The 13,039-nt window shown below is 71.5% G+C and carries 13 protein-coding genes; 1 reads left to right on the top strand and 12 read right to left on the bottom strand.

Annotated elements, in window-relative coordinates; all coding sequences use genetic code 11:
• Positions 1-40 precede the first annotated feature (40 nt).
• The 12 genes from LY13_RS11145 to purD form a co-directional block, all read right to left on the bottom strand.
• The gene (locus LY13_RS11145) at positions 41-1,219 is read right to left on the bottom strand and encodes a pyridoxal phosphate-dependent aminotransferase (protein WP_253828285.1); all 1,179 of its coding nucleotides are present in this window, start codon (positions 1,217-1,219) and stop codon (positions 41-43) included.
• Between the two features lie 238 nt (positions 1,220-1,457).
• On the bottom strand, positions 1,458-2,309 hold the full coding sequence (locus tag LY13_RS11140) for an SAM-dependent methyltransferase (protein ID WP_253828284.1): 852 nt from the start codon (positions 2,307-2,309) through the stop codon (positions 1,458-1,460).
• A 63-nt stretch (positions 2,310-2,372) separates the two neighbouring features.
• Entirely contained in the window at positions 2,373-2,834 is a 462-nt protein-coding gene (locus LY13_RS11135) for a VOC family protein (RefSeq protein ID WP_253828283.1), read from the bottom strand.
• A 90-nt stretch (positions 2,835-2,924) separates the two neighbouring features.
• Complete coding sequence (locus LY13_RS11130) at positions 2,925-3,311, bottom strand: helix-turn-helix domain-containing protein (RefSeq protein WP_301298813.1); 387 nt, start codon at positions 3,309-3,311, stop codon at positions 2,925-2,927.
• Between the two features lie 148 nt (positions 3,312-3,459).
• Positions 3,460-3,843 (bottom strand): prolipoprotein diacylglyceryl transferase, encoded by a 384-nt coding sequence (locus LY13_RS11125; protein ID WP_253828281.1) that lies wholly within the window; start codon positions 3,841-3,843, stop codon positions 3,460-3,462.
• 151 nt (positions 3,844-3,994) lie between these two features.
• A complete protein-coding gene (locus LY13_RS11120; protein ID WP_253828280.1) occupies positions 3,995-5,176 on the bottom strand; it encodes a phosphotransferase family protein in 1,182 nt (393 codons plus the stop codon).
• 101 nt (positions 5,177-5,277) lie between these two features.
• Positions 5,278-6,399: a transglycosylase SLT domain-containing protein gene (locus LY13_RS11115; RefSeq protein WP_253828279.1), complete on the bottom strand. Its 1,122-nt coding sequence runs from the start codon at positions 6,397-6,399 to the stop codon at positions 5,278-5,280.
• A gap of 1 nt (position 6,400) precedes the next feature.
• Entirely contained in the window at positions 6,401-6,715 is a 315-nt protein-coding gene (locus tag LY13_RS11110; RefSeq protein WP_253828278.1) for a hypothetical protein, read from the bottom strand.
• A gap of 143 nt (positions 6,716-6,858) precedes the next feature.
• Positions 6,859-7,629, bottom strand: coding sequence for an ESX secretion-associated protein EspG (locus tag LY13_RS11105; protein WP_308216309.1), 771 nt, complete (start codon positions 7,627-7,629; stop codon positions 6,859-6,861).
• A gap of 7 nt (positions 7,630-7,636) precedes the next feature.
• The gene (locus LY13_RS11100; RefSeq protein WP_253828457.1) at positions 7,637-9,487 is read right to left on the bottom strand and encodes a PPE domain-containing protein; all 1,851 of its coding nucleotides are present in this window, start codon (positions 9,485-9,487) and stop codon (positions 7,637-7,639) included.
• Positions 9,488-9,584: 97 nt separating this feature from the next.
• Positions 9,585-10,121 carry a PE domain-containing protein gene (locus LY13_RS11095; RefSeq protein ID WP_253828277.1) on the bottom strand — a complete coding sequence of 179 codons (537 nt, stop codon included), beginning with the start codon at positions 10,119-10,121 and terminating at the stop codon, positions 9,585-9,587.
• Between the two features lie 298 nt (positions 10,122-10,419).
• Positions 10,420-11,682: a phosphoribosylamine--glycine ligase gene (purD, locus tag LY13_RS11090; protein WP_253828276.1), complete on the bottom strand. Its 1,263-nt coding sequence runs from the start codon at positions 11,680-11,682 to the stop codon at positions 10,420-10,422.
• A 142-nt stretch (positions 11,683-11,824) separates the two neighbouring features.
• Between purD and LY13_RS11085 the strand changes: the two genes are divergently transcribed.
• Complete coding sequence (locus tag LY13_RS11085) at positions 11,825-12,979, top strand: glycerophosphodiester phosphodiesterase (protein ID WP_253828275.1); 1,155 nt, start codon at positions 11,825-11,827, stop codon at positions 12,977-12,979.
• The last annotated feature ends 60 nt before the right edge of the window (positions 12,980-13,039 follow it).

Genomic DNA, 13,039 nt, shown 5'->3' with positions numbered 1-13,039 from the left:
AACTCCGGGTTCCCCGGAGTGGCGGCCCGGACCCGCCGGATCAGCCGCGCAGCCACGCCCCCATGCGGTCGACGGCCGTGACGATGTCCTCCCGCGCACCGGCGAACGAGAGCCGCACGAACGAGCCGCCCACGACCGGGTCGAAGTCGACGCCCGGGGTGATCGCCACGCCCGTGTCGTCGAGCAGCCTGCGGCACCACGCCAGCGAATCATCGGTGTGCTCGGAGACGTCGACGTACGCGTAGAAGGCGCCGTCGATCGGAGCGATGCGGGTCAGCCCGATACCGCGCAGCCCGTCGAGGAGCAGGTCGCGGTTCGCGCGGTAGTGGTCGACGTGGCCGTCCAGCTCGGCGTGCGACTCCGGCGACAGCGCCGCCACCGCCGCATGCTGCGACAGCGCGGGCGGGCAGATGTTGAAGTTGCCCGTCAGCACGTCGACGCTGCGGTGCAGGCTGCGCGGCGCGAGCATCCAGCCGAGCCGCCAGCCCGTCATCGCGAAGTACTTCGAGAACGAGCCGAGCACCAGCGTCTCGCGGGAGAACTGCCACGCGCACGCGACGTCCCGCTCGTACGAGATGCCGTGGTAGATCTCGTCGCTGATCAGCCGCACGCCACGCGCCGTGCACCACTCGGTGAGCGCGGCCAGTTCGTCCGGCGCGACGATCGTGCCCGTCGGGTTGCTGGGGCTCGCCACGATCAGGCCCGTGATGTCGCCGAGCCCGTCGAGGATCTCCGGCGTCGGCTGGAACCGCGTGCTCTCGTCCGTGGCGAACTCGACGACCTCGCAGCCCAGCGCGTTCAAGAGGTTGCGATACGCCGGGTAGCCGGGCCGTGCCATCGCCACCCGGTCGCCTGCCTCGAACGCCGAGAGGAACGCCAGCAGGAACCCGCCCGACGACCCCGTCGTGACGATCACGTCCGCCGGGTCGACGTCGAGTCCGTAGGCGCGGTCGTAGTGCCCGGCGATCGCCTCGCGCAGCGGCGGAATGCCCAGCTGCGGCGTGTAGCCGAGGTCGCCGCCCCGGAGCGCGTCCTGCGCCGCGGCCAGCACCGGTTCGGGCGCCCCCGCCGTCGGCTGGCCCGCGCACAGGAACACCACGTCACCACGCTCGGCCTGCCGCGCCTTCGCCGCCGACAGCACGTCCATCACGTGGAACGGCGGCACGTCGGCGCGCGTCGCGGCGGGCGGGAACGGGGAGGTCGCGGAGTCCGTCGTCATGCCCAGCACTGTAAGGGGACGCCTCACGCCGAACGGCGAGGGCGGCACCACGGTGACGGGTGGGCGACGGGTGGGCGCAGCCGTTCGGCAGCGGGCCGACGAGGGGTTGCGGCCGGGCCCGGGATCCACAACACGCGCCCCTGGAACTGCAACGCAAGCCCCGGGAACTGCAACACAGGCTCCTGGGGCCGCAACACGCGCCCCGGGATCCGCAACACGGCGGGAGGCGGCGCGCGTTCTACGGCTTGCGGGCGACGGCACCGACCATGAGGCGGCGGGCGGGGTCGAGGTTCTCCGGAGGCGGGCCCTCGGGCCACCAGTAGGCGAGCGTCTCGAGGCCCGGGTCGACGAACTCGAGGCCGTCGAAGTAGGCGGCGATCTCCTCGCGCGTGCGGAACCGGCCGGTGCCCATCGGGCTGTGGAGGAACGCGCGCTCGAGCCGCTCGGCGACCGCAGCGGCCTCCGGGTCCTCGTCGCCGGGGTTGAAGAAGTGGGACAGCACGACGTACGACCCCGAGGGCAGCGCGTCGACGTAGGTCCGCATCATCGCCGCGGGGTCGCGGTCGTCGGCGACGTGGTGCAGCGTGCCGACCTGGTACAGCGCCATCGGCCGGTCCCACTCGATCCTGCCCGCCACCTCGGGGTCGCTCAGCAGCGCCTGCGGTTCGGTGAGGTCGCCCTGGACGCAGTGGACGGATTCGTGGTCCTCGACGAGCGCGCGGCCGTGGGCGATGACGATCGGGTCGATGTCGACGTAGACCACGCACGTGTCCGGGTCGAACCGGACGGCGACGTCGTGCGTGTTCTCGACCGTCGGCAGGCCGGATCCCACGTCGACGATCTGGTCGATGCCCGCCGTGCCGACGACGAACCGCGTGGCGCGGATCAGGAAGTCGCGGTTGTCCCAGGCGAGGGTCGTGACCTCGGGAGTCACCTCACGCAGCTGGCGCGCGACCTCGCGGTCGACCTCGTAGTTGTCCTTGCCGCCCAGCGTGGCGTCGTAGGCCCTGGCGATGCTCGGCACGTCCGGGTCGATGACCGTCGGCAGCTGCGCCTCGCGGCTGCCGTTCCGTCCTGGCGTTGAAGTCACTGCGGTTCTCCAGGCTGCGCGCGATCTCGGGACCGCGCGCAGCCTATCGAACACGTTCGGGTGTCAGGAGCCGCACTGGAAACGTTCGACGTCCTCGTCGGTGATCTCCACCGGGCCCTCCGCGGGCTGCGTGATGCGGATGTGGTTGCCGAACGGGTCCCGCAGCGCACAGTCGACGCCGTACGGCTGTTCGACGGGTTCCTGCGTGAACTCGACGCCCTTCCCGCGCAGCGTCTCGTACGTCTTCCGGCAGTCGTCGGTGTTCAGGATCGCCGCCGCACCGAGCGCGCCCTTCGTCACCAGGTCGCGGACCTGCGCCGCCACCTCCTCGCTGTGCTGCGGCGGTCCCGGCACCTCCAGCAGCAGATGGGTGTCCGGCTGGGCGGGCAGATGCACCGTGAGCCAGCGCATGAACCCCATGTCGACGTCATCCGTGACCTCGAAACCGAGCGTGCCGCAGTAGAAGTCGAGGGCTTCGTCCTGGTCGAGGACCATGATCGAGGTGATTCCGATTCGTGTGAACATGCCGGTAACGCTACGGCGACGCCGGCCTGTCCGGCTTATCCGAAACTGCTCACCTCGACGGCCACCGGTGGAAGGTCGCGGAGCCCGGGATCAGGCCGGGCGTGACCACGTCTTGACGAAACACACCGGCACGGGCAGCGGCGTCGCCGCCGCGCGGTACTCGGCGGGTGACGATCCGACGACCGACCGGAACGTGCGGCTGAACGTGCCGAGACTGTCGAATCCGACCTCCTCGGCCACCTGCGTGACCGTCACCGACGGCGACCGCAACCGCGCCATCGCCCGTTCGATCCGCCTGCGCTGCAGGTACCGATGGGGCGTCTCACCGAACGTCGCACGGAACGAACGGGTGAAGTGGCTCGGCGACATCAGTGCGACGCGCGCGAGCGTGGGCACGTCGAGAGGCTTCGCGTAGTCGCGGTCGATCGCGTCGCGGGCGCGCAGCAACCGGCGGTTCTGGTCCTCACGGGGGCTCAGCGTGGCCACGCCGCCGAGCATAGCCCGGGAGACCCCACCACGCGGCGCCGTCGTGATGTCCTTGTCCGACAAGGACTGTCGATCATGGACTTCCGATGCGGTGCCATCGGACACGCGGTGAAGCTCCCGGGCGTGCTCGGTCGACGGTTCACTCCGGCGAGTCGGCGCTCGCCACGGAGTCCGGACCGTCGGGCGAGTCGGCCGAGTGCACGTCGTCGCCGCGGTCGGGCGAGTTCGCGGTGTCGGCCGCGTCCGCCCCGTCGCGGTCGTTCGGCGAGCCGGTCGAGTTCACGTCGTCGCCGTTCGGGGAGTTCGCCGAGTGCGCGTCGTCGCCGTCGTTCGGAGAGTTCGCGGAGTTCGGGGAGTCGGCGTCGCCTGCGTTCCCGCTGCCCACGTCGGCCTGCTGCACCTGCGAGGCGGGTTTCGGGTCGTTCACGTCGTCGGCCACCGCGGTGCCGCCGACGGCGATCGCACCGCCGACACCGACGGCCGCTGCGGCGACGACGAACCACGGACGCTTGTTGCTTGCCATGAGAGGACTTCCTTTCGGACAACGTGCTGGGGACGGGTTTCTCGAGTACCTGCACGCGGTTGATCCACGTGAGGAATCCAGGGGTCGCCGGACCGTTCGACAGCCTGCGGAGGGCTCGAAGGCCGGCGAACGACAGAACGCGAGTGCCGGCTCAGACGGCGAGCGGATCGTCGGCGTGACACCAGTTCCACGCCAGGTCGAGCCGCTGTTCGAGGATCGCGCGCCAGTCTCGCTGTCCGGTGCGGTGCGCGCCCGGCGCCAACGACAACACCACGGCGGCGGCGTGCGTCCGCAGTGCCGCCGGGTCCCAGTGCCTGTCGAACTCGCGCAGACACCGCGCGGTGAACCGGTCGATCACCGGTGCCCGCTCCGGTTTCACTCGTGACAGCACCGACAGATGGCCGAGGAGGCAGGCCGGATCGTCGTGCGGATCGCCCGCGCCCGCGGTGTCGAGATCGAGCAACCCGACGAGGCGGCCACCGGAGACGAGCAGCTGCGTCTCGTAGAAGTCGCCGTGGACGGGCACGGGCGCGGCTCCGGTCGGCACGGCCACGGCCTCGGCGACGGCGTGTGCCGTGGCGGCGGCCTTCGGGTGCACCCGGGCGACGACGTCGGCGTAGTGCCCGGCCTGATCGACCCAGCTCCGCCTGCGGGCGTGGTCGGCGAACGCCTCCGGCAGACCGTGGAGCGTGGCCACGATCTCGGCGGGATCGACGCGTTCGAGCTCCATCGTGTTGCCGCCGAGCAGCAGTCGCCGCAGCGGCGTGCCCGCGACACCCGCGAGCACGAGCAGCCCGTCGTCGGTCCAGCCGAGGCTCTCGGCGGCGATGCCGCCCTCGGCGGCGCGGTGCAGCCGGTGCAGGTGCTCGACCTTGTCGGGCCGCAACACTTTGACGAACACCGTCGCCCGCCCGGTCCGCACCTCGACCACGGCCCGGCGCAGCGGCCGGTACGAACGGACGGTCGGTCGCGGGTCGCCGGTCGGCAGGCCGAGCCCGCGGAGCAGGTTCCGCAACCGGCCGGGGTCGACGGCGCCCTCGAGTCCCGGCAACGCCGGGTCGTGCGGAAACCGCCAGACGCCGAGCTCACGCTCGCCGTCGGACATCCGCATCGCCGGGCGCGCCTTCTCCGACGTGCTGGCGCAGTAGGTGTCGGTGCCGCGGGAACCGTCGGCGCGCGCCACGGTCACCCGCGCGGCCACGGTCGTCGACGCCCGCTGGACGTCGCGGTGAGTGACGCGGCTGTCGACGGCGGTGTCACCGCTCGTCCCGGCGACGGCGGTCCACAGGTCGTGGAGCTGCGTCTCGTCCGGTTGCCACTGCTCTTCGCTCATGACGTCAACGATGCCGCCGCCCCGTGAAACCCCACTGAGCCGACGGTGAAGGGACTTTCATGTCCCCGCTGCCGCACTTTCCCCCGGCAGAGGTAGCGCGGTCAGTACGGTTGATAGCCGCCACCGGAGGCGATCGACTCGAGGCCCGGGTGCTGTTCGAGGCTCCCGTAGCGGTCGAACGTGTAGCGAACGCCGGCGATGATGTTGTCGACCGGGTCCCAGATGTCCCCGTGACCGGGCAACGCGTGCGCATCGAACGTCGGGTCGATGCACTGCATCAGACCCTTCGACGGCGTGCCCTTCGCGGCGTTCGAATCCCAGTCGTTGATCGCGCGGGGGTCGCCACCGGACTCGTGCTCGATGATCGTCCAGATCTGGTCGATGTTCTCCTCGGTGACGGGGATGCCGTTCTCGCGGAGGACCTTGATGGCTTCCTTGATCCACTGCTCCACGTTGCCGGGGGGTGGACCCGCGGGCGGGCCACCGCTCGACCCGAGTCCGCCGCCACCGCCGACGGCCGTTTCGGCACCGCCGCTGCCACCGCCACCGCCGACGCTCGGCGCGCTTCCCGGGTTGCTGATACCGCCGGTGTCGGCCATCTGCGACTGCGCCTGTCCCGGCTTCGGGACCTGCGAGTAGCCGCCCCCACCGTCGATCTCCTGCTTCATCAGGCGCTGGGCCTTCTTGATGGCCTGGTTCGCCTGGTTCAGGAGGCCCTTGATCCGCTCGTCCGCCTGCGACGCCGTCTGCCGGTTCTGCTGCCGCGCCTCGTCACGGATCGCCTCCGGGTCCTGACCGCCGCCCTCGCCGTCCGCCGCGTTCTGCGCCTGCCGGGCTCGCTGCTCGGCCTGCTTGTTGCGCTCGTCGATCTCCTGCTTGGCGGCCGACTTCGTCTCGTTGATCGACTTCTTGAGCTCGGACAGCTGCTGCTGCAGCTCGCTCAGTTCGACCGCGGCCTCGTCGAGCTTGTCCTTGACACGCTTGCCCGCCGAGGCGACCTGTGCGACGTACGAGAAGAACGCGTCCGCCGCGGGACCGTTCCAGACCCCTCCCTCGGAAAGCGGCGAGGCCGCGTTCCTCAACTCCGCGGAATGGTCACCCGCGTTCTGCGACGCGGTTTTGAACTCCTGCGCGACGCTCTGAATCCTGCCCGGATCGACCTTTTCGACCTTCGCCGCTCTGGATTCGACCTGGCTCCAGTTCTCCGGCATCCCCAACGACATGTCAGGCCTCGCCCCGCATCGTCAGATTGCTCGCCGCCTGCGCGTCCGCCTCGGACATCGCGGCGATCGCGTTGCGCAGCGCTCCGCTGGCCTCGGCCATGTGCTGGTGCGCCGCGTCGAATTCGGCCTGCATACCCGCAGTGAACGAACCGAGCGCGTCGTCCACCCGTTCCGGGTCGTCCTCCTCCTCGACCTCCCCGAACGGGCTTTCCCCCTCGACGCCACGCAGTTTCGCCTTGTCCTCGACGATCCGGTCGGCGATACCGTCGACCTTCCCAGCCGTGCTCCGCATGGATTCGGCGTCGTAAACCGGCACGGTGGCCATCCCCCTTCACGAAAGCGATCCGCTCGTCGCCGGTATGACGCCATGCCCGCACCGGCGGTTCCGCTCAACTCTATCGGCGCGAGCCGGAATCCGGCGCAAGCCCGCTTTCGTCGCACGTCCGGGCGACGAGGAGGTCACATCTCGTCGAGCAGTTCCCACACCCGGCGTGCGAGCAGCGTGTTGTCCGCGGGCGCCACCGTCGCCCACCACCTGCCGTCACCGCCGGGCGCGACCTGCAGCAGGTAGCGGCCCTTGTCGCTGTCGAAGAACGACACGACACGGGGTGCGCGGCGGACGCCACCGTCGCGCGCGCAAGCCTGCGCACCGAACTGGCCACGAACGGTCTGACCCGCCAGCGTCGCCGCAACCTCCTGCGCCTCGCTCAGCGCCACACCGCGGTCGGCCAACGCACCCACGAGTGCCCGCGCGTCGCCACCGGCCTCGCGGTCGGCGTCGACCAGCACGTCGTGCGGCAGGGTCGCCGACCAGCCGATACCCGCGGCCGTGTCGCCCGCGACCGACACCGCCGACTCCGGCAACGACGAGTCCCGCGCCGGGATCAGCCACACCTCGTCGCCGTCCACGACTCCCATCAGCGCCTGGCTTCCCGTGCTCACGGCGACGCCCGAGATCTGCCGATCGGTCCAGACCCACATGTCGATGGCGACCGCGGGCCGCACGAACAGGTTCAACATGTCCACCAGGTCGCTCGTCGCCTGGTGACCCTTGGCGAGCCTGCGCCGAGCCAGCGAATCCCACGCCTGTTCGATCAGGTCGGCCCGATCGCTGTGCGTCACGCCCGCACTCGGCACGTCCAACGCCGGGTGCCTGCGCGGCAGCCGCTCCGCCTCCCAGAGCATGTCGAACTCGAGCGTGGACAGCACCACGCTGTGTCCGGTCGTCACCGGCGCCTCACCGCTGTTCCGCGTTCGGGTCGCCGATCGTGTCGGGAGCGACCATCCGCTGGTCGGCGAACAGGTCCTTGTCGTCGACTCCGTACCGGCGCACGTGCGTGTCGTCCTCGTCGCCCTCCTGCGGCGCGGCCTTCTGCATCATGCTGCGCCGGTCCTGCTCGGACTTCGACGTCTGGTTCTGCTGCGCACGGGACTGTTCCTCGGGCAGGTCGCCGATCTGCGCCTGATGCGGTGACCGCGGCGCACCGCCCCGGCCCGCGCCTCGTTCGCTGTCTCCCGCCAACGCACCGGCGATACCGCCCGCGGCCACGGCCCCCGCGGCACCGCCGACGTCGTTGGCGCCGAGTCCGGCCGCCTTCGGCGACGCCGTCGTACCGCCTCCGCCGGGCGCCGCCGTGCCGCCGACGACCGGTGCGACACCGAAGGATTTGCCCTTCTGCAGGTCCTGGTCTCCCGACACGGGGGCACCCGCCTTGCCGCCGACCATGCCGGGAGGCGGCACCGCCGCGCCGCCACCGCTGCCGGGAGCGGGCGCGCCGGTGACGGGACCGGGTGCGGGAGCGACAGGGGAGACGCCGCCTCCGGAGGGGAACCTGCCGACACCGGACTGGCCGCCCGGCTGTCCCGGAGTGGCGGGTGTTCCCGGAGTCCCGGGCGTCCCCGGAGTGCCGGGCGTCGCGGGAGCGCCGGGGGCGGCCGGAGTGCCGGGCGTCGCCGGTTTCCCGACCGCGCCGGGGGCACCGCCTGTGGCAGGGGCGCCGCCGGTGGCAGGGGCACCCGGGCCGCCGGGCGCGACACCCTGGCCGCCCGGCTGGGCCGTACCGGCCGGGTACTGGGTCGAACCGGGGTACTGGGGAGCGCCGGGGTACTGGGGAGAACCGGAATACTGCGGCGAGCCCGAACTCGACCCGGGACGCGGCACGTTCACGTGGCCGTAGCCCGCGCTCGGAGACGACGTCACGGGTGCGCTCGTGGACGGCGTCGTCGACGACGGCGCGGTACTCGGCTTCGGTGCAGGCTGGGCCGAACCGGTCCCGGGGGGCGGAGCGAGCGGAACGCCGGGCTGCACGGGCGACTGGGACGGCGGCGGGGAGTGGTGGATCGGCGCGGGGGCCACGGGACGCTCGACCGGCGTCGCGGGCGGCGCCACCGGGTGAGCCGCGCCCGCCGACTCGGTGCCGTCGTCGGACGGCGTACCCGCCGGCACGTCGGTCACGTCGGGCGCGTGCGGCGGCCCACCGGCGTCGACCTCGGTCGGCACGTCCGACACGACGGCCGACATCGGCGTGGGGGCGCTCAGCTGCGGCAGGTCCGACAGGTTGTCACCGGACGCGCTCGCGTAGCCGTTGAGTGCCTCGAGTGCCTGCGCACGCGCCTCCTGCCCCTGGGCGACACGCCGGGCGTTGTCGGTCTCGAAACCGAGGAGGCTGCCGACCGAGTCCATGAGGCCGTGGCCGCCGGAGCCCTGCCGGAGCGACTCGGCGTCGGGCAGCTTGTGCACCGTGCGGTTGAACGCCTCGCCCTGGGCGAAGACCTTCTGCGCACACACCTCGACCTTGGACCGGGCCTCCTCGGAGAAGTCGGCCTGCCCGGTCATCCACCGGTACGCCTGATCACCCGCGTCGCCACGCCACTCGACCCCGAGTTTGCCCAGTTCGGTGCGCAGCGTCTGCTCGGTCTCGCTGAGGGCCTTGCCGACGGCCTTCAGTGCGTTCACGGCCTCGCCGATGCCACCTGCACCGGATCCGCTGCGGAACACCTCGACCTCGCTGGCCAGCATCTCGTTGGTGTAGCCGTCGAACCGGTGGTTGCGGATCTCGTTCGCACGCTGCGAGACATCCATCGCCATGTCGATTTCCCTCTACTTCCGCTTCGACCGCACGGTCGAGAAAACCTGGACAGCGTTGCCCGCCCGGCGCGGGCGCCGGGATCGGAACGGACCGGTGTCAGCCCGGAAGGCCGCGTCCGCCACCGAGGGCATCGGCCTTCTCCTCGTCGGATTCGGCGTACTTCTCGCCCGCCCTGCGCAGCTGGATCGCCAAGCTCCGCAGATCCTCGGCGTAGGTGCGCGCGTGCGCGGCGTAGGAGTCCTCGGGAGCGCTGACCACGTCGTTCCACGCCGCGATCGCGTTCTTCGACACGATGTCCTCGGCAGGCGCGGGGATGTGCAGCGACCCCAGGTGCTCCGACAGCTTCTTCTCCAGGGCCTCGGCCTGAGCCTCGATGACCCGCGCCACCTCGGCGACCCGATCCGGCGCGACGTCGATGTCCGACGCGGACGGCACCGAAGGGACGACACCGGCACCGGGCGTGATGTCCGGACCACCCGCATCGGGGGAGCCGTCGGCCGCGTGGGAAGCGTCGCCGGAGTCCGCGCCGTTCGCACCGGCCGCATCGCCCCCGAACGCGACGTCACCGGCGGCGAACGCGGCCTCCGCGCCGGCCTGCCCGTCGACCCGTGTCTCGCTCGCCTCTGACGGCATGCGCACCCCCCTGTAACGGCCGGTAGTCGTCCGTGTCCCACGCAGGCTACCAACCAGAATGTGACAGTGACCTGAACTTTGACGACCGCACCCTGCCGACGGTTCCCTCCGATCGTCGGGATTTCCACCGTCGGCCGGCGCCGCCGAGATGCGCAGCGCAGGCTCGGGGGTGCACGACTCGACCGAGAACGGCTCCGCGATCCGGTTCCGCGCTTCCGTTCCGAGGTTCCGGCCTCGGCGGTTCCGTTCCGAGGTTCCGGCCTCGGCGGTTCCGTTCCGAGGTTCCGGCCTCGGCGGTTCAGGCCTCCGGGACCGACACCTCGCCGCGGGCCGCCCGTGCCGCGATGTCCGTGCGGTGGTGTGCACCGGCGAGGCTCACCCGGGAAACCCGCTCGTAGGCCTCGCTCCTGGCCGCCTCGAGGTCAGGACCGGTGCCGACCACCGACAGCACGCGGCCGCCGCTCGAGACGATCGCACCGTCCTCACGCCTGCGGGTGCCCGCGTGGAGCACGCCCTCGGCCTCTCCACCGGTGATGACGTCTCCGACCAGCGGCTTGCCCGGGTAGCCGTCGGCCGCCACCACGACCGTCACCGCACTGCCGTCGGCCCATTCGAGCGGCGGCTGCTCGGCGAGCGTGCCGGTGGCCGCGGCGTGCAGCACCCCGGCGACGGGCGTGCGCAGCAACGCCAGCACGGCCTGGGTCTCGGGGTCGCCGAACCGGCAGTTGAACTCGATGACCTGCGGGCCGTCGCTCGTGAGCGCCAGCCCCGCGTACAGCAGACCGGTGAACGCCGAGTCGCGCGCGGCCATCTCGTCGACCACGGGCTGGATGATCCGCTCGACGACGTCGTCGACGAAGCCGTCGGGAATCCACGACAGCGGGGTGTAGGCGCCCATGCCGCCGGTGTTCGGGCCTGAGTCGCCGTCACCGACGCGCTTGAAGTCCTGCGCGGGCAGCAGCGGCACCACGGTGCGCCCGTCTACGAGGCAGAACAGCGACGCCTCAGGACCGTCGAGGAACGACTCGAGCACCACCGGGTGGCCGCCGTCGAGCAGCATCAGGGCGTGCTTGCGCGCCTGCTCGACGTCGGCCGTGACGACGACGCCCTTGCCCGCGGCGAGACCGTCGTCCTTCACGACCCAGGTCGGACCGAACCGGGCGAGCGCCGCGTCGAGGTGCGCCGGATTGTCGACGACCTCGCTGTGAGCGGTCGGCACCCCGGCGGCCGTCATGACGTCCTTGGCGAACGCCTTCGAGCCCTCGATCCGCGCCGCGGCCGCCGACGGGCCGAAGCACGCGATGCCCGCCTTGCGGACGGCGTCGGCGGCACCGGTGACGAGCGGCACCTCGGGGCCGATCACCACGAGGTCGGCCCGCCACTGCTCGGCGAGGGCCGCGATGGCCGACGGGTCGGTCAGGTCGACACCGAGCGGCTCGGCGAGAGCCGCCGTGCCGGCGTTGCCGGGCGCGCAGGCGATCGCCGTCACTGCCGGGTCGTGGGACGCGGCGAGAACGAGGGCGTGCTCGCGGGCTCCGGAGCCGATAACCAGGAAGCGCACGATTCCTCAGCGTAGACATGCCCATCTCCGCTCGTTCATCGGCATGTACCTCCGTGGCTGCCACGCTGTCGCCGGGCGGTCGACCGCGGCCGCGAATGTGGGCGAACGTCCCTACCGGATCGAGAGAGGGCAGCGACGACTCATGGCATTCATTCCCCGATTCCGTAAGCGCCTCGGCGTGGCGGTGCTCGGCGCACTGGCGATACTCGCCACCACGGGCGCGGTTCCCGGAGCCGCCCAGTCCGGGGCTTCGCAGGCCGAGCAGGCCCGATCGGACTCCGCCCACGGCCGCGGCGGGCCGCACGCCGACGACCGGATCGTGGTCGGCCACCGCGGCGCGTCCGGCTACCGGCCCGAGCACACGCTGGCCTCGTACGAACTGGCCGCGCGCATGGGCGCCGACTACATCGAGCCCGACCTCGTCACGACCTCGGACGGCGTGCTCGTCGCCCGGCACGAGCCGGAGATCGGCGGCACGACCGACGTGGCCGACCGGCCCGAGTTCGCCGACCGCAAGACCACCAAGATGGTCGACGGCGAGCCGATGACCGGCTGGTTCGCCGAGGACTTCACGCTCGCCGAGCTCAAGACGCTGCGGGCGAAGGAGCGGCTGCCGGAGATCCGGCCGAACAACACGATCTACGACGGCCGCTTCGAGATCCCGACACTGCAGGAGGTCATCGACCTCTCCGAGCGGCTGAGCCGCGAGCTGCACCGGCCGATCGGCATCTTCCCCGAGACCAAGCACCCGACGTACTTCCAGGAGCAGGGACTCGCACTGGAGCCGAAGCTGGTCGAGGCGCTGAACCGCAACCACCTCAACCGCCCGAACGCGAAGGTGCAGGTGCAGTCGTTCGAGGTGGGCAACCTCAAGGAGCTCGACGACGAGCTGCGCGTGCCGTTGGTGCAGCTGACCTCGGCCTCCGGCGCGCCGTACGACTTCGTCAAGTCCGGTGACCCGCGGACGTACGCCGACATGACCACGCCGGAGGGTCTCCGCGAGATCGCCACGTACGCCGACGGGCTCGGGCCGTCGATCTCGCAGATCATCCCGCTCGACGAGGCGGGCAACTCCACGGAGCCGACGTCGCTCGTCGACGACTCCCACGCCGCCGGGCTGAGCGTCGTGCCGTGGACCTTCCGCGCCGAGAACGAGTTCCTGCCCGCCGACTACGACTCGTCCGACGACCCCGCGGAGTGGGGCGACTCCCTCGGCTGGGCCGAGACGGTCTGGAACACCGGCATCGACGGCCTGTTCGCCGACCACCCGGACGTCGTCATCGAGGCGGCCGAGTAACCCGGAGCCGGTTGCCCCCAAGGGCACTTTGGTCGCATTGAATGCCGCCACGCGCCAGCG

The organism is Prauserella aidingensis, assembly GCF_024171865.1.
Taxonomy (GTDB): domain Bacteria; phylum Actinomycetota; class Actinomycetes; order Mycobacteriales; family Pseudonocardiaceae; genus Prauserella; species Prauserella aidingensis.
This window is presented reverse-complemented; position numbering and strand designations above follow the sequence as displayed.

Excerpts from the sequence above, each read along its gene's own strand:
- LY13_RS11125 (WP_253828281.1), bottom strand. The coding sequence starts at position 3,843 with ATGGCAAGCAACAAGCGTCCGTGGTTCGTCGTCGCCGCAGCGGCCGTC.
- LY13_RS11115 (WP_253828279.1), bottom strand. The coding sequence starts at position 6,399 with ATGTCGTTGGGGATGCCGGAGAACTGGAGCCAGGTCGAATCCAGAGCG.
- LY13_RS11135 (WP_253828283.1), bottom strand. The coding sequence starts at position 2,834 with ATGTTCACACGAATCGGAATCACCTCGATCATGGTCCTCGACCAGGAC.
- LY13_RS11085 (WP_253828275.1), top strand. The coding sequence starts at position 11,825 with ATGGCATTCATTCCCCGATTCCGTAAGCGCCTCGGCGTGGCGGTGCTC.
- LY13_RS11120 (WP_253828280.1), bottom strand. The coding sequence starts at position 5,176 with ATGAGCGAAGAGCAGTGGCAACCGGACGAGACGCAGCTCCACGACCTG.
- LY13_RS11145 (WP_253828285.1), bottom strand. The coding sequence starts at position 1,219 with ATGACGACGGACTCCGCGACCTCCCCGTTCCCGCCCGCCGCGACGCGC.
- LY13_RS11100 (WP_253828457.1), bottom strand. The coding sequence starts at position 9,487 with ATGGCGATGGATGTCTCGCAGCGTGCGAACGAGATCCGCAACCACCGG.
- LY13_RS11095 (WP_253828277.1), bottom strand. The coding sequence starts at position 10,121 with ATGCCGTCAGAGGCGAGCGAGACACGGGTCGACGGGCAGGCCGGCGCG.